At 70.5% G+C, this 15,011-nt stretch carries 16 protein-coding genes and 1 tRNA gene; 2 read left to right on the forward strand and 15 right to left on the reverse strand.

All coding sequences use genetic code 11. The features are described from left to right. Positions 1-279: 279 nt before the first annotated feature. The 15 genes from ACZ69M_RS00240 to ACZ69M_RS00310 form a co-directional block, all read right to left on the reverse strand. The gene (locus ACZ69M_RS00240; protein WP_470045724.1) at positions 280-1,179 is read right to left on the reverse strand and encodes an alpha/beta fold hydrolase; all 900 of its coding nucleotides are present in this window, start codon (positions 1,177-1,179) and stop codon (positions 280-282) included. 335 nt (positions 1,180-1,514) lie between these two features. After that, a complete protein-coding gene (locus ACZ69M_RS00245; protein ID WP_470045725.1) occupies positions 1,515-2,348 on the reverse strand; it encodes an alpha/beta fold hydrolase in 834 nt (277 codons plus the stop codon). A gap of 117 nt (positions 2,349-2,465) precedes the next feature. Beyond that, the gene (locus ACZ69M_RS00250) at positions 2,466-3,143 is read right to left on the reverse strand and encodes a YoaK family protein (protein ID WP_470045726.1); all 678 of its coding nucleotides are present in this window, start codon (positions 3,141-3,143) and stop codon (positions 2,466-2,468) included. Between the two features lie 281 nt (positions 3,144-3,424). After that, the gene (locus ACZ69M_RS00255) at positions 3,425-4,237 is read right to left on the reverse strand and encodes an alpha/beta fold hydrolase (protein ID WP_470046313.1); all 813 of its coding nucleotides are present in this window, start codon (positions 4,235-4,237) and stop codon (positions 3,425-3,427) included. Between the two features lie 112 nt (positions 4,238-4,349). Beyond that, positions 4,350-4,829 (reverse strand): cupin domain-containing protein, encoded by a 480-nt coding sequence (locus tag ACZ69M_RS00260; RefSeq protein ID WP_470045727.1) that lies wholly within the window; start codon positions 4,827-4,829, stop codon positions 4,350-4,352. Between the two features lie 14 nt (positions 4,830-4,843). Next, entirely contained in the window at positions 4,844-5,833 is a 990-nt protein-coding gene (locus tag ACZ69M_RS00265) for an alpha/beta fold hydrolase (RefSeq protein WP_470045728.1), read from the reverse strand. 70 nt (positions 5,834-5,903) lie between these two features. Beyond that, positions 5,904-6,731 (reverse strand): SDR family NAD(P)-dependent oxidoreductase, encoded by an 828-nt coding sequence (locus ACZ69M_RS00270; protein ID WP_470045729.1) that lies wholly within the window; start codon positions 6,729-6,731, stop codon positions 5,904-5,906. Beyond that, the gene (locus ACZ69M_RS00275) at positions 6,728-7,537 is read right to left on the reverse strand and encodes an alpha/beta hydrolase (protein WP_470045730.1); all 810 of its coding nucleotides are present in this window, start codon (positions 7,535-7,537) and stop codon (positions 6,728-6,730) included. Before ACZ69M_RS00275 ends, ACZ69M_RS00270 begins: the two co-directional genes overlap by 4 nt. 94 nt (positions 7,538-7,631) lie before the next feature. Further along, on the reverse strand, positions 7,632-8,711 hold the full coding sequence (locus tag ACZ69M_RS00280; protein WP_470045731.1) for an MBL fold metallo-hydrolase: 1,080 nt from the start codon (positions 8,709-8,711) through the stop codon (positions 7,632-7,634). A 38-nt stretch (positions 8,712-8,749) separates the two neighbouring features. Continuing rightward, positions 8,750-8,977, reverse strand: a complete 228-nt coding sequence (locus tag ACZ69M_RS00285; RefSeq protein ID WP_470045732.1) for a hypothetical protein — start codon at positions 8,975-8,977, stop codon at positions 8,750-8,752. A gap of 71 nt (positions 8,978-9,048) precedes the next feature. Next, a complete protein-coding gene (locus tag ACZ69M_RS00290; RefSeq protein ID WP_470045733.1) occupies positions 9,049-9,237 on the reverse strand; it encodes a hypothetical protein in 189 nt (62 codons plus the stop codon). Positions 9,238-9,714: 477 nt separating this feature from the next. After that, positions 9,715-9,787: transfer RNA gene (locus tag ACZ69M_RS00295), tRNA-His, on the reverse strand. A 106-nt stretch (positions 9,788-9,893) separates the two neighbouring features. After that, positions 9,894-10,496, reverse strand: coding sequence for an oligoribonuclease (orn, locus tag ACZ69M_RS00300; RefSeq protein WP_470045734.1), 603 nt, complete (start codon positions 10,494-10,496; stop codon positions 9,894-9,896). A gap of 130 nt (positions 10,497-10,626) precedes the next feature. Next, the gene (locus ACZ69M_RS00305; protein ID WP_470045735.1) at positions 10,627-11,856 is read right to left on the reverse strand and encodes a helix-turn-helix domain-containing protein; all 1,230 of its coding nucleotides are present in this window, start codon (positions 11,854-11,856) and stop codon (positions 10,627-10,629) included. A 378-nt stretch (positions 11,857-12,234) separates the two neighbouring features. Beyond that, positions 12,235-13,305, reverse strand: a complete 1,071-nt coding sequence (locus tag ACZ69M_RS00310; RefSeq protein WP_470045736.1) for a hypothetical protein — start codon at positions 13,303-13,305, stop codon at positions 12,235-12,237. Between the two features lie 324 nt (positions 13,306-13,629). On the opposite strand from ACZ69M_RS00310, the gene ACZ69M_RS00315 reads away from it, so the two are divergent. Continuing rightward, entirely contained in the window at positions 13,630-14,157 is a 528-nt protein-coding gene (locus ACZ69M_RS00315; RefSeq protein WP_054232865.1) for a universal stress protein, read from the forward strand. A 181-nt stretch (positions 14,158-14,338) separates the two neighbouring features. Then, complete coding sequence (locus ACZ69M_RS00320) at positions 14,339-14,908, forward strand: GPR1/FUN34/YaaH family transporter (protein ID WP_470045737.1); 570 nt, start codon at positions 14,339-14,341, stop codon at positions 14,906-14,908. Positions 14,909-15,011 lie beyond the last annotated feature (103 nt).

Consider the following 15,011-nt stretch of genomic DNA (forward strand, 5'->3'; position numbering starts at 1 on the left):
GACGGCCTGCTCCCTCCGTAACAAAGACCCGCCGACCGGTGGATTCCTTGATCTCCGGAACGGAAGAACGCGCGGCCCGATGCTTCCGGCGGGTCGCGAGAGGTGCGGCCGGCTGCGGTTTCGTGTGGAAGGCCGGGTCGCACCGGCCGCCGGCGGAGTGGTGGGCCGGGAGGTGGGGCTGTGCGCGCAGCGGGAGTCGGTCAACCGTCGTCCACGACCGGATCGAGGTGACGCGGTGACCGTCATCGGCGCAGCGCTACGACGGAACTTGCTGAACTGTCATTCTTCCGCGGTCGCGAAGAAATCGAGGTAGTGGCGCGCGAGTTCGACGGGTGCCTCCAACGGGATGTTGTGCCCGGCTTGCTCGATCACTACAGGTGTGACGTTCACCGCGACCTGAGTCATCTGTTCCCCGGGTTCCGCAGCGAGGTAGGCGCGGCCACCGACGGCCAGCACCGGGCATTCCAGCGGGATGGCGAACTGCGGTCGGTTCTGGCCGGCGTCGATCTCGGTGGCCCGGTACAGCTCGAACACCGCGTGGTTGCCGCCCGGTTCTTCGAGCCCTCGGGTGTACTCGTCCTCGTCGACGTCCGTGTACGCACTCGGGTCCCACATGATCCGCCGCATGAAGTACGTCCAGAAGGCGCGCTCCCTGCCGGAGATCAGCAATTCGGGGTAGTGCGGCAGGCCGAACAACGAGCGATGCCAGCCGGTGCGGGGATCGTCGGCGGCGAGCGGCCCGAGGTCGGGGACCCGGAGGCCGGGCAGTCTCGTCTCCTGGAAGACGAGTTGGACGACCTTCGGGCGGTGGAAGGCCGCCACGGCGTAGGCGACGGCCGCACCCCAGTCCTCGCCCACCACGCGGTACCGGTCGTATCCCAGCGCTGTCATGAGCGCGGCGATGTCGGCGGCCAGGGTCCGCGTGTCGTACCCGGTCGCCGGACGTCCGGAGCCGCCGAATCCCCGCAGATCCACCGCGACGACCGTGTAGTGCGGTGTGAGCAGCGGGATGACGTGGCGCCAGAAGAACATGGTCTTCGGCACACCGTGGATCAGGACGACCGGGTCGCCACCGCCGCCCATCGCGTAATGCAGATCGACCCCGTTGACCCGTGGCCGGCCGTGGGTCAACGGGACGCCGGCGTGATCCGTCATCCTCAGCGCTCCGGATCTCGTCATCGCCGCCTCCTCGTAGCCGGTTCCCGCCGGCACCGATGGCGCCGAGCGGTCGTATTCCACACCGGCCGGCCTTCCGCTCGCACTGGGGAGCCACCCCGGTTCGAGGGCGAGCCGACCGGCGCTGAGCCGATCCGCGCAGAAGGGGTCGGACGATAAGGAGGCGTGGCCGCACGGCTCCGCCGACGCCGTCCCCGGCTGCCCCGATGGTGAGCCGACCCGCGCGACCTGGCCGAGCGCCGGTGGTCCGGTCCCGGTGCAGGCCACCGGCGGGACGAGCCGCGAGGACCTGCACCGAGTCACCGACCTGGCACTCGGTGCGTGGCCGAGCCGGGAGACTACTTGCCCAGGAAGGCCAGCAGCGCGGCGTTCACCTCCTCGGCGTGCGTCCACAGCAGACCGTGCGGGGCGCCCTCGATCTCGACGTACTCGGCCGAGGGCAGCAGCGCGTGGAAGGGCCGCCCGGTTGCGTCGATCGGCAGGATCCGGTCGGCCGTGCCGTGCAGGATCAGCGTCGGTACGTCGATCTTGGCGACGTCGGCGCGGAAGTCGGTGATCCAGGTGGGCACACAGGCCACCGACGCGTACGCCGACGCGCCCGCCGCCACGTTCCAGCCGGCCCGCACGGTCTCTTCGCTGATCCGGCGGCCGAGCGTCTCGTCGAGGTTGTAGAACGCCTCGTAGAAGCCGGTGAAGTAGGCGTAGCGGTCCTTCGTGACCGCCTCCAGGATGCCGTCGAAGACGGACTGGTCGACGCCGCCCGGGTTGTCGTCGGTCTTGACCAGGAAGGGTTCCAGGGAGGCAAGGAAGGCGGCCTTGGCGACGCGCTGCGAGCCGTACGTGCCCAGGTAACGGCCGACTTCCCCCGTGCCCATGGAGAACCCGACGAGTACCGCGTCGGTGAGGTCCAGTTCGGTCAGCAGTGTGTCGAGATCGGCGGCGAAGCTGTCGTAGTCGTAGCCCGTGGTCGGCTGCGACGACCGGCCGAAGCCGCGCCGGTCGTACGTGATGACGCGGTGGCCCGCGTCGAGCAGGGCCGGGAGTTGCTTCTCCCAGGAGTGGCCGTCCAGCGGGTAGCCGTGGATCAGCACGACGGGCTGCCCGCTCCCGTGGTCCTCGTAGTACAGCTCGACGTCGGCGGAGTTCTCCTGGCCGACGGTGATGTACGGCATGTCGGTTTCCCTTCGTGAGATTGGTGGAGCAGCGCGTGGTGACGGCGCCGGGGCGGGTGAGGCGGACGGCGCACGGGCGCCGTGGACGTGATGGTGGAGTAGGCGGTCGCAGCCCGATCAGCCCCAGCTCTCAGCCGCATCGCGCCGTCGCAGCCGGTCGGCCGCCACCGCGCACACCGCGTGAACGGCCGCGGCGGCCCACAACGGAGCCGCGATCCGGCCGTGGCGTAGCAGCAGACCGCCGACCAGAGCCCCCGTCATCATCGACAGGATCGACGCGACGCGCCGCAGCCGCACCTGGTTCGAGGTCCGGTCCGCGAACAGTCCCGCGGTCGTCAGAGTCAGAACCGTCGTGGTCAGGTCGGGGACTGCCAGTCGGCGGACCACGGCGTTCTGCGCGCCCATCGCGACGGCCAGCAGTGCGACCATGGCCAGCTGTGTGCCGCGCCGCGCCGGATCGGCGAAAGCGGCCAGACCGGCCGACACGGCGACCAGCACGCACTGGGCCCCGCACGTGGCGGCCAGCAGCCGGCCGCGGTGGGTCTTGCGGGCGCTGCCGTAGCGACCGCCGACGAACGCGCCGGCCCCGAAGCAGCCGACCGCAAGAAGCGTCGCGCTCCAGGAGACGCCGCCGGCTCCGACGACCGCGAATCCGAAGAAGACGACGTTGCCCGTCATGTTCGCGACGAAGACGTGGCCCAGCGTCAGATAGCTGACGGCGTCGACCAGGCCGGTCCCGACGGTCAGGGCGAGAAGCAGGCCCGGCAATGGACCGTGGTCGCGGGAGTCGGTCATCTCTGTCGTTGCCGGTCGGTGGCGTGGCCGCTGCGGGGACATGTGCGGACCGGGTCGGACGGTGCTGGCATGCTCATTCCTTTCGCGGATCGCCGGGCCGCGTAGGTGGTGCGGCCCCGCCGGGGCATGGCGGATGGGTGTGGTTCAAGGCGAGTGGGGCTCAGGCGTTCCACTGGTGGGTCTTTGATCGACTCGGGCTGGCGTGGGCCGAGCCACCGCTGTTCGCGCTGGTCGAGGAGCATCACTCAACTGAAGCCACACCCACCACGGATGACGCTGGGTCAGGAGGTGGCGCGGGCGGCGGCCTCGATGACGTGCGCGGTGGCGTCGGGATGCGAGACGAGGACCGCGTGCGAGGCGCCTCGGACCACCTCGGTGCGGGAACCCGCACGAAGCGCCATGGCCTGTTCGGCAGCCGGTGGGATGGCGCGGTCGGCGCCTGCGACCAGGAACCAGGAGGGAATGGTCTTCCACGCCGGCGTGCTGCTGGGTTCCGCGAACGCGGCCAGCGCCACCGGCCGTTGCCCGGCCGCCATCAGCCGGGCCTTGCCGGCCGGCACGTCGGCGGCGAAGACCTGCCGGAAATCCGCGGGGTTGACGTAGGCGTCCTGACCGCCCGGGAACGGCCGGACCGTCAGCGCCGGCGAGAGCCGGCTGCCCGGGTATTTTCCGAGGATCGCCAGGCCGGACTCGCCCTGGTCGGGAGCGAACGCGGCGATGTACACCAGGGCCTTGACGTTGGGGTGGCCCACCGCGGCGTCGGTGATGACGGCGCCGCCGTAGGAATGGCCGACCAGGATGACCGGCCCGGGAATGGTGTCCAGGACACTGGACACGTAGGCCGCGTCGCCGGCCAGGCCACGGAGCGGGTTCGCGACGCCGATCACGGAATACCCCCGGCGCTCGAGCCGCGATATCACCGCGTCCCAGCTCGACGAGTCCGCGAACGCACCGTGGACCAGGACCACGGTCGGCCTCGGTGTGCTCGGTGTGCTCGGTGTGGCCGACGCCGTCGTGGCGTTCGCGGCGGACGCCGGGCCGGCGGGCGTGGCGGCGGACAGAGCCGGGACCGCGAGCAGTGTCCCGACCACCATCGCCGAAAGCATCAGCTTTCTGCGGCGTTGCCCGCCCTCGCGGAATCGGACGAGTTCGATGCCTGTCATGGCTGTTCTCCTCTGTCTTTCCCGCCCTTTCAGGCGGTCTGACTCACAAGGACGGCGGCGGTCCGGTGACGCGCAGATGGAAGGCCTCGGCGGAGGCCAGGACCGCCGCGAGATCGAACTCCGGCGGCAGGTCCCCGGCCTCGGCCACCGGGGTGCCGTTGGCCCTGAAGTACTCCTCGATGCAGGCCGGGCTGAACAGCGCCGCTATCCGCGCCCCCTCGGGCGAGCGCACCAGATAGCTGTGCGGAACCCCGCGCGGCCCGTACGCGACCTGTCCGGGCACCAGGTCGTGGCGCTGGTCGCCGACGAAGAACGTCACCTCGCCGTCGAGGACGAACCAGACCTCCTCCTCGTCCTCGTGGACGTGGTGCGGGGGCGCGTGGCCGGCCGGGTCGGTGAACTCCATCAGACTGAGCCGGTTGTCGGTCGCGGCGCCGGGAAGCAGAATCCTGGCCTGGCCGCCGAGGAACCAGAAGGGTTCGCGCTCGGCCGTCGGGCCGAAGGTCGGGAAGAACCGGGTCATCCCCGCTCCTGACGTCATCGTCGGCTGCCCAGGAAGTGCAGCAGCATGTCGGTCATCTCTTTCGGGTGCTCCTCGTAGATCCAGTGGCCGGAGTCGGGGACGACGGCCGGGGTGACGTGGGTGGCGTAGTGGCGTACCTGCTTCGCGACCGACGAACCGAGGCTGCCGGAGGCGCCGATCGCGAGCACCGGCATGGTCAAGGGCCTCTTCTGGAACCGCGCGTTGTCAGCGATGTCCTGCGGGAACGTCCTGAACCACGCGAAGCTCGCTTCCAGGTGTGCGTAGTCGCGCAGGTAGGAGGCGAAGACCTGCAGCTCGTCCGGGGTCAGGGCGTCCTTGTGCACCGCGATGCCCCGCATGAAGCCGGTCGTCCAGGTCAGCTCGCGGCCCCGGATCAGGCTCTCCGGGAGGCCGGTCTGCAAGGCGAAGAATCCGAAGTGCCACGCCCCGGGGCCCTGGGCCGTCAGCGCCGGGTGCTGGTAGATGCCCTGGTCCGGGATCGGGGCTTCGCTGAGCACCAGTTTCCTGACGCTGTGCGGGTACTGCGCGGCGTAGGAGTAGGCGACCATCGTGCCGATGTCGTGGCCGACGACGTTCACGTCGCGGTCCTTGCCGAGCGACACCAGGAGCGCGTGCAGCTTGGCGGCCATGGTCTTCTTGTCGTAGCCGGACGCCGGGGTGTCGCTGTGGCCCGCGCCGGGCAGGTCCGGCGCGATGACGGTGTAGTGCTTGGCGAGCTCGGGCATGATGCCGTGCCACTCGTACCAGGTCTGGGGGTAGCCGTGGATCAGGACCAGGGTCGGGCCGTGGCCGCCGATCACGTAGTTGATGCCGATCCCGGCGACCCGGGTCTTGTGTTCGCTGAAACCGGCGGGTATTCGCTCGCCGGCCGGTGATGCCGGCTTGGCGGAGGCCGCGGCCGTGACGGTGACCGAGCCGAGGCCGACGGCCAGGGCGAAGACCGCGGTCACCAGGCGGCGGGATCTGGGCAGGCGGAATCTCACTGATCTCTCCAAAGGATGCGAGGGGGAGCGAGGCACGGCAGGCCGGCGCCCGCCGTGCCGTGACGGTCGGTCAGAGGGATTCGACGAGGCCGCCGTCGATGACGAAGTCGGCGCCGGTGATGTTCGCCGCCTGGGGACCGGCGAGGTAGAGCACGAGACCGGCCACTTCGGACGGCCGGGTGAAGCGGCCGGTCACCGACTGGTCCGCCGCCCCGCGGGCCACCTCCCGGGGATCGACGCCCCGGGACTGGCCGACCGTGGCGGCGACACCGCCGGCACCCTGCCACAGCGCCGTCTCCACCGGGCCGGGGCCGATGGTGTTCACCCGCACGCCGCGTGGCCCGACCTCCTTGGACAGGGCCTTGCAGAAGTTGGTCAGCGCCGCCTTCGCCGCGCCGTAGTCGATGACCAGCGGGTCCGGCAGCCGGGCGTTGACCGAGGAGACGGTGACGATCCGTCCCGCGCCGGTGGCGAGCAGGTGCGGCAGAGCGGCCCGGGTGGCGCGGACGGCAGCCATGAAGTTGACCGTGAAAGTCCAGTCCCAGTCCTCGTCCGTCACGCCGAGGAAGCCGTCCACCCGTGGCCGCACCGCCCCGACGTTGTTCACCAGGACATCGACACCGCCATGGACCGCGACGGCCTCGGCGATCAGCGCGGCCGGACCGTCGGACGCCGCGAGGTCGACCTCCACGACGGTGAGCTCAGCACCCTGCTTCACGTGCTCGTCGAGGGCTTCGGTGCGTTCCCTCGACCCCGCGACGACGCGGGAGCCGGCCGCGAGGAAGGCCTCGACGACGGCCAGCCCGATGCCGCGCCCGGCGCCGGTGACCACGACGGTCCGTCCGGCCAGGCCCACGTCGGCACCGGACGTTCCGGCGGTCTGGGGACGGGAGTTCATCGCCCGGCCTCCAGGCTCTGCTGCCGCAGCCAGGTGAGAACGGTGTCCGCGACCTCGCGCCAGCCGCCGTCGATCGTCAGGGAGTGCCCGCGGTCGGGGAAGTTGATGATGTCGGTGACGGCCTCGGAGTGCCGGTACTGCTTGAGGGTGGCCCGGGTGACGACCTCGGGCACCGTGTGATCCTTGCCGCCGGAGATGAGCAGCAGAGGGCCGCGTCCGCTGTTGTCCGTGTCGACCTTCGCCGGCGAGTGGGGGTTGAAGTTGGCAGAGGCGGCCTCGTACAACGGCTTGCCCGGCGCGGGGATGGTCCAGCGCTCGTACAGGGCTGCCGATTCCTCCTCCGCAATGGCGTTGCCGAACGCGAACCGGAACTGCTCTGCGCTCAGGGAGACCGACCGGCGCTTGTTGGTCGGGTTCTTGAAGACCGGGAACGTCGCCTTCAGCGCGGACAGCGGCAGGGGCAGTACGCCCTTGATCTGTGCGGCGTCGATCGCGACCGCCGCGGCGGCGCGGTCCTGGCCGAGCAGCTTCTGCGCGATCATCCCACCGAACGAGTGACCGATCACGATGGGCCGCACGGGCAGTGCCGCGATCAGGGCCGCGTAGTGCTCGACGACGTCGTCGATGCCGTACCCGGCGACGCTCTCAGGGTTCTGGCGCGCCTCCTCGACGGTGCCGGGGTCACCCGGCCACCCGGGCGCGGACGGGTCGTAGCCCTCTTCACGGAACAGATCGGTCCACGGCTGCCAGGAGGTGCTGTGCAGCCAGAGTCCGTGGACGAAAACCACGGGAAGCGGGACGGTCATGGCTGGACCTCTCTTGTCTGAGTGTGCTGACCCGGCATGTGGACACGAAACCGGGAACCGCGGTGCTCTCGCACCGGGGTGGCACCCCAGCGGCTCAGGGGTGGACGCCGAACGGCCCGAGGACACCCGCGTCGATCCGCAGGGACTCCAGCAGCGTCCACGCGTTGTCCCGCGTGAAGACGTCGGCGGCGGCGAGGACTCCGGTGTACTTCGCGGCCACGGGAGCGGCCGCGGCGTCCGCGACCGCGTCGAGGAAGGTCTTGAAGATCGCCCACGAGTTCCCCTGCGCGCCGTACTTGGCGAAGAACGGGCTCGGGTCGACGGAGGCGATGGCGGACCGGGTGCTGGCCTCCAGATCGTCCACGTACTGGATCTGCAGGGCGCCGTCCGCGCGGACTCCGAGCCGCCCGAGATGGCCGCCGACGAACGTCTGCCACGGGTAATCCATCGCGATGCTCTGGGCCCTGATCCAGTCGGGGATGTCCTGGGAGACGGCGAGGCCCTTGAACGGCACCCAGCCCGGGTACAGGACGTCGACCAGCATCAGGGTGGCGTATTCGGGCGCGTAGACGAAGATGTTGTCGGGGGAGTGGTTGGGGCCGTGGTACGCCAGGCGCAGGGTTTCTCCGCCGACCTTGAGCTGGTACTTGTCGTGGAACGTGACCGTCGGCAGTGGACGGTTGGGGTCCGCCGCGCGGGCCAGCAGGCCGGCCGTCGCGGCGTGCGAGATCCGGACGACGTCGTTTCCGAACAGACCGGCGGCACCGATGTGGTCGGCGTGCGAGTGCGAGTAGACCAGGTGTGTGACCTTGCTGGGTCGGCCGTTGGCCCGGGTGACGTCGTCGATCGCGCGGAGCAGGTTGTGCCCGATGGTCGGCGGGGCGTCGACGAGGACGACGCCCCGCGGGGTCGTCAGGAACATGGCCTGGTAGTAGGAGTCCGTGACCCAGTGGAGGTTTCCGGCGATCTGGCCCACGTAGTAGCCGTCCGAGTTCGGCTTGGGCCCGACCGAGGCGGCCGGGATCGGTGCGAAGTCGGGCAGGCCGGTGCCGTCGGCGTGGGCGGGTTCGGCCGGCGCGCCGACGAGGGTGGCGGCGGCCGGGATGGTGAGCGCACCGGCAGCGCCCTTGAGGAATCTGCGGCGGCCGGTCGGAGGCTGGAGTTCGGAAGGCATGGGAATCTGGTCACCTTTCGGTTCGGGGACAGAGGTGTTCAGCTGAAGCACGGATCGAAGGCGTCGATCACCCGGGTCTGCGGACCGGCCAGTGGAGCGACCTCCCGATCCCCGCCGACGACGGTCACCGAACCGTTGCGCACGGCGAGCGCGGTCGCGGCCGGCTGCTTCGGGTCGCCGGTGAAGATCTTCGCGTTGCGCAGGACAAGATCCGCGGGCTGCGCAGGGGCACCTGCGCGGATACCGGCCACCGGCATGGATGTCATGGCCCCTCCCTCGGGATGGCTGCCGACGGCCCCAGCGCTCCTGGCCGCGCAAACCGTGATCGCCGACCACGTCAGGACAGCACCGCGCGAGCGGCGTTCGCACCGGGGCTCCACCCCAGCAGGACGCACCCACCGACGGCGGGACCGCAGCATCGGCGCCGCCGTAGTACGCGCTCGCGTCCTGTGAGGTCGAGCCCGAGCGGCTGATCCGCGATGCCGGCCACGGCTGAGTACGGGCAGAGCACGTCGAAGAAGCTCACAGCCCGCATGATGCGGGCGGGAAAGAGGCATCCATGGGTTCCGCCGGCGACTCGTGCAACAACGCCCGGGTCATGGACCTCTGGTACTGATCGAAACCGAAGGCCTCAGTGGCCGCGGTTCACCACCTGGGCCGAGGCCCACCTCACGCTCTTCGAGTACATCGACGGTGCGCTCGCCCGCGCGATCCGCGCAGTCATGGACGGGACTTGCTCACCGGAACGGGGCGGAGGGACAACGGACACCTCGACATCCACATCAGCCTTCGAAACAGCCCCGGTCATGCCCGCCGACCATGCTGCCGCACTGGGCAGCACCAAGATCCCGGAGGGACGACTGCTCGAGACGCCGTGCGGGCGGGCGGATCTCGACGTGTGAACCAGGCTGCCTCCCGCGGCCTGGCACCGCTGTTTGGCCGAACCGGGTGACCAAAAAAGCCCCTGACCCGCGTTTCCGCAGGTCAGGGGCCTTTATGCAAGGGTGAGTGACGGGACTTGAACCCGCGACATCCTGGACCACAACCAGGTGCTCTACCAGCTGAGCTACACCCACCACGACCGGTCTTGGTTTCCCTGACCGGCCGAGAAAAAGTGTACAGGGTCCGAAGGGGTGCTCGCGCCAGACTTTCTCCGGGGTCCCTCGGGGCCCCGGACATGCGTCATTCGGCGGGCAGCACGTGCTTCGCCGCGATGGCGCGCGCGGTGTCCGAGTCGGGGCCGGGCTGCGGGACGAAGATCGCCTCGCGGTAGTAGCGGAGCTCCGCGATGGATTCGCGGATGTCGGCGAGGGCGCGGTGGTTGCCGTTCTTCTCCGGGCTGTTGAAGTACGCCCGGGGGTACCAGCGGCGGGCCAGCTCCTTCACCGAGGAGACGTCCACGATGCGGTAGTGGAGGTAGTCCTCGAGGGCAGGCATGTCGCGCGTCAGGAAACCCCGGTCCGTGCCGACCGAGTTTCCGCACAGCGGGGCCTTGCCCGGCTCCTTGACGTGCTCACGTACGTAGGCGAGGACCTGTGCCTCGGCGTCGGCCAGGGTCGTGCCCTCGGCCAGTTCGTCGAGGAGACCGGAGGCCGTGTGCATCTGGCGCACCACGTCCGGCATCGTCTCCAGCGCCCGCTCCGGCGGGCGGATCACGATGTCCACCCCTTCGCCGAGCACGTTCAGTTCCGAGTCGGTGACCAGCGCGGCCACCTCGATGAGTGCGTCCTCCGACAGCGAGAGCCCGGTCATCTCGCAGTCGATCCACACCATGCGATCGTTCATGGCCCTAACCCTACGGCGCGCTGCGGCGCACGGGCAGATCCGGGACGGCGGTGACCTGCGTGGTGGCCTGGGACGGGGGCGGCCCGGAACCCTCGTCGGGTCCCGGGCCGCCCCGTCTCGCGTCATCGCCTCAGGGCGCGCTGCGCTGCCCCGGCAGGCGCCCGGCCGCGTACAGCTCGGTGCCCGTCTTGCCCGGCTCCGCCGACAGGGACGTCGACGGGCCCAGGGCGGTGGCGGCCGCCGTGCGGCGGGTCTGCAGCGGCACCGGGCTCTCCTGGTTCAGGACGGGCGACGGCCCGGCCTGGCCTGCGGAGCCGTCCACGTCCGACGGCCGTTCCGACTGCGGCCTGCGCGCGCGGTACGCCGCCCGGTACGCGGCCGGGGACGAGCCGAGCTGGCGCCGGAAGTGACCCCGCAGCGCGACCGGCGAACGGAAGCCGCAGCGTCCGGCGACCTCGTCGACCGAGTAGTCGGAGGTCTCCAGCAGCCGCTGCGCCTGCAGTACGCGCTGAGTGATCAGCCACTGCAGGGGAGCGCTCCCCGTGAGCGAGCGGAACCGGCGGTCGAAGGTGCGGCGGCTCATGTACGCGCGCGCCGCCAGCGTCTCGACGTCGAACTGCTCGTGGAGGTGCTCCAGCGCCCAGGCGACGACCTCCGCGAGGGGGTCGGCGCCGATCTCTTCGGGTAAAGACCGATCGAGATAGCGCTCCTGACCGCCGCTCCGGCGCGGGGGCACGACAAGACGGCGGGCCAGCGCGCCGGCCGCCTCGTTGCCGTGGTCCGTCCGCACGATGTGGAGACAGAGATCGATTCCGGCCGCCGTACCCGCGGAGGTCAGTACGTCTCCGTCGTCCACGAAGAGTTCTCGCGGGTCGACGTGGACCGACGGGTAGCGCTTGGCCAGCGTCGGTGCGTACATCCAGTGGGTCGTCGCCGGTCGGCCGTCCAGCAGTCCGGCGGCGGCCAGCACGAACGCGCCGGTGCACAGTCCGACTATGCGGGCTCCCTCCTCGTGCGCCCGGCGCAGCGCGTCGAGCGCCTCCTCCGGTGGCGGCGAGGTGATCGAACGCCAGGCCGGCACCACGACGGTGCCCGCCCGCGAGATCGCCTCCAGGCCATGCGGCGCGGTGAGTTCCAGGCCTCCTGTGGTCCGCAGTGGGCCTTCTTCGCCGCCGCACACCAGAAGTCGGTAGCGCGGCACGCCGGCGTCCTGGCGGTCAATCCCGAACACCGACAGCGGTATGGAACTCTCGAAGATGGGGCCGCCGCTGAACAGCAGCACCGCGACGATCTCCTTGCGGCGTCGCCCGGAAAGTTTCCGGGCCGCGGCTTCCGGCGCGGCAGTGGAGTCGTGGCTCATACTGCTAAGCCCCCCTCGGTGGTCGCGGCTCCTCGGTTGTGTCGCTCCTGCACGTTTCCCCTCGGTCCTGCACGAGTCCCCCGCCGTAAGACAGTCAAGATCGAATCTACTGTGTCCCGTGGCGCCAAGGTGACCAGTTCGGCAGTCGGCAGAATGTCGACATGGCAACTTGGCGTGAAGCATTCGATCACGAAGCGTTGCACTCGTGGGCCTTGCAGGGAAGTGCGCCTCGTGTCAGTGGCCAATCCCCATAGGGTGCGCGAGCCCTCCAGAGGGCTTTCGGTGCAGGTGGAACGGGGGTTGGGGGGTCGTTCGAGCAAGAGATGCGCGGGTGGCCGAAGTTGGCTGAAAAGAAGCGGGGGCGTGCGCGGAAACCGGTCAGTCAACCGGCTTCTTCCCTCCGCCGTGACGTCCGCCCCTGTGCGCCCCCGAGCCACTACTGCCCCGCAAGCCGTTCATGATGTGCGAGTCGGCCAAATCCTGCGTGCCGCGGTGCCGTGCGGGGCGCTCGGGCGGGACGCCGCCGCGAGGGGCGTCGCGCTGAATGTCCTGGTCGCGCGTGTCCCGGCCCTGGCTCTGGACGCGGGTGTCCGGATCCTGCGTGTCCCGGTTCCAGCCGCCCGCGTCCCACGCGATCAGGTTCTGCGGGGCGCGGTCCCAGGTGATCAGGTTCTCCGGGCGCCCGTCTCGTTCGGCCAGGTTTCCCGGGGTCCGCTCCCATGCGGCCGGGTTCGCGGTGTCATGGGCCTGTGCGTCGGGATCGCGTCCGTCCACATCCCGCCCGTCCGGATTCTGTGTGTCCCGGTCCCGTGCGTCCCGGTTCTGTGGGCCCCGGTCCCGTGCGTCCCAGTTCCGTGCGCCCCGGTCCTGTCCGTTCCGGCCCCCCGCGTTCCGGTCCCGCGCGGCGCGGCTCTGGTCGCTGCGGGGCCCGGTGCCGGGGCTCCGTGCGCCGGGGGTGGTCCCCTCGGTATGGGCCGTCTCGCCGTGGGCCCCGCCACCGCCGTCCCGAGGGCCGCCTCCCCTCTCCGTGCCGCCCGCTCCTCGATGGCCCCTGGCGCCCCCGTCGCCGCGATCCCGGGTGCCGGGGTCCGCCTCCCCGCGGGGCGCCTCGGCGCGACCCCGGCGGCCACGCCCGGGGCGGCCGTGGTGGTGGTGCGGGGCGCCTGCGTGGAGGCCTGTCCTGCTGTGCCGGGCCCGGGGCGAGGCCGGCTCATCCGCACGGAGGCGGGCCGCGACGCGCTCGGACTGGCGCAGCAGGACCAGGCAGGCACCGGTCACGGCCGCCAGGCCCAGTGCCGTACCGGCCGCGCCGGCGAGGGAGGTGCCGAACCAGACGAGGACGACGGGGACCAGGACGCAGCTGAAGGCCGCCCACCGCACCACCTCGCTCGCCGTGTCCGGCCCGGGCGCCGGGGAGGAGCGGTGGGACGCGGTCTCTGGTCCTGGCACGGTCTGCTCCCTGGTTCCCTGGTACTCCAGTGCTCTCCATGGCGGTGGCTCATCGGTTCAACGCGTGTTCGACCCGCCGGTCACCTACGAAAGGGCTTGAGCCTGGGTGAACCCTGTGCAAACCGCCTGTATGGGGCAGCAACCATTGCGTTAAGGGCGCCTCTCATGCATGCTCCGGGGAACGCCGCGCAGTGCGCGCGAGATCTGGGCAGAGGAGGCGTGCCGCCGTACCCTTGGGGGTATGGGGTCGGGAAGATGATTCCCGGACACAGCTCTGCCGCACGTTGTCGTCCCCACCACGAGGATCTAAACGCCGAGATACCCATGGCCGGTCACGAATTCTTCGATCCCGCGGACCGCAAGCGCCCGCTCGCCGATCCCACGGCGGCCGAGCCCCTGGCGGCGGAAGAACCCCGCCAGTCCTGCGATCCTGCCTTCAAGCACGGCGTCGTCGTCGGTTTCGACGGCTCGACGTCCAGCGAGCGCGCCCTCGCCTACGCGATCGGCATGGCCCACCGCTCCGGCTCGGGCCTGATCATCGTGCATGTCGCGAACCGGCTGCCCACCACGGTGTGGGCGGGCTGTGAACCACCGGTCTTCGTCGACGTGCCCGACCACCGCACCGAGGTGCTCGGCCTCGAACTCGCATGCGCCGAATACCTGGCCGAGGTGCCCTGGATCCTCGTCGAGCGCGGCGGTGACATCTGTCACGAACTCGAAGAGGTCGGACGGGAGTACGAGGCGGACGCGATCGTCGTCGGCTCCACGCACGGCATCGTCGGGCGCATCTTCGGCTCGGTGGCCGGACGGCTCGCGAAGCGTGCGCAGCGCCCGGTGATCGTCATCCCCTGACGCATCCTCCGACGCGCCCCTGACCTACCGTCAACTCCCTTTGGCGGGTGTCTGAAACGGCATGAATCTACTCGCGCGTAGAGGTGGTTTGTGCCCTTGTGAAGGGTACATACCGGTCACCGGACCAACCGCACGGCCGGTACCACGCAGCACAACTGCACATGCATGAAGGGAGCCCGCCGTGGACAAAGACGTCTCCGCGGGAAGCATCACCTCGACCCTCGGCCACCTCGCGCTCGGCCTCACCCTGTTGCTCTTCGGCCTCGGTAACACCCAAGTGATCGACGGCGTGACAGCGGCCGACTCCGTCTCCCTCGCCACCTATGTCGGTGGCATCGCGCTCTTCGTAGCCGGGCTGTTCGCCTTCCGCGACCACGACGCCTTCACCGGTACGGCCTTCACGGCGCTCGGCGCGTTCTGGTTCACCTGGGGCGTCACGGCCGGCACGCAGATGTCCGCCAACGCGACCGGTCTCTTCCTGCTCCTGTTCGCGCTCGTCGCGCTCAGTCTGACCGCCGGAGCGAGCGGCGCCCCCCTCCTCACCCGGGGAACGTACGCACTGCTCTTCGTCGCCCTTCTCCTGCTGGCCGTGGGGCAGTTCGGCGACAGCGGAGGGCTGGGGAAGGCCGGCGGCTGGTTCGCCGTCGCGGGCGGCGCGCTCGCCTGGTACGGGGCCACGGCGGCGATGGCTCACTGGCCCACCGCACTGCCCGGACGCGCCGCCGGCCGGGGGGTGACGGCCACCGGCTGACGTCGGCGCGGGCCGGGGCATGGGCGGCCCCGGCCCCCTGAAGGAACGGGTCCCTGTGCGGTGGTGGCGTGCACAGGGACCCGTTCTCGTTGCTTTGCGCCCA

The organism is Streptomyces sp. NPDC107454 (assembly GCF_055582885.1).

Coding starts and splice junctions, on each gene's coding strand:
- ACZ69M_RS00240 (WP_470045724.1), bottom strand. CDS start 1,179: ATGACGAGATCCGGAGCGCTGAGGATGACGGATCACGCCGGCGTCCCG.
- ACZ69M_RS00315 (WP_054232865.1), top strand. CDS start 13,630: ATGGCCGGTCACGAATTCTTCGATCCCGCGGACCGCAAGCGCCCGCTC.
- ACZ69M_RS00250 (WP_470045726.1), bottom strand. CDS start 3,143: ATGACCGACTCCCGCGACCACGGTCCATTGCCGGGCCTGCTTCTCGCC.
- ACZ69M_RS00285 (WP_470045732.1), bottom strand. CDS start 8,977: ATGACATCCATGCCGGTGGCCGGTATCCGCGCAGGTGCCCCTGCGCAG.
- ACZ69M_RS00305 (WP_470045735.1), bottom strand. CDS start 11,856: ATGAGCCACGACTCCACTGCCGCGCCGGAAGCCGCGGCCCGGAAACTT.
- ACZ69M_RS00255 (WP_470046313.1), bottom strand. CDS start 4,237: ATGGTGGTCGGGACACTGCTCGCGGTCCCGGCTCTGTCCGCCGCCACG.
- orn (WP_470045734.1), bottom strand. CDS start 10,496: ATGAACGATCGCATGGTGTGGATCGACTGCGAGATGACCGGGCTCTCG.
- ACZ69M_RS00275 (WP_470045730.1), bottom strand. CDS start 7,537: ATGACCGTCCCGCTTCCCGTGGTTTTCGTCCACGGACTCTGGCTGCAC.
- ACZ69M_RS00270 (WP_470045729.1), bottom strand. CDS start 6,731: ATGAACTCCCGTCCCCAGACCGCCGGAACGTCCGGTGCCGACGTGGGC.
- ACZ69M_RS00280 (WP_470045731.1), bottom strand. CDS start 8,711: ATGCCTTCCGAACTCCAGCCTCCGACCGGCCGCCGCAGATTCCTCAAG.
- ACZ69M_RS00260 (WP_470045727.1), bottom strand. CDS start 4,829: ATGACCCGGTTCTTCCCGACCTTCGGCCCGACGGCCGAGCGCGAACCC.
- ACZ69M_RS00245 (WP_470045725.1), bottom strand. CDS start 2,348: ATGCCGTACATCACCGTCGGCCAGGAGAACTCCGCCGACGTCGAGCTG.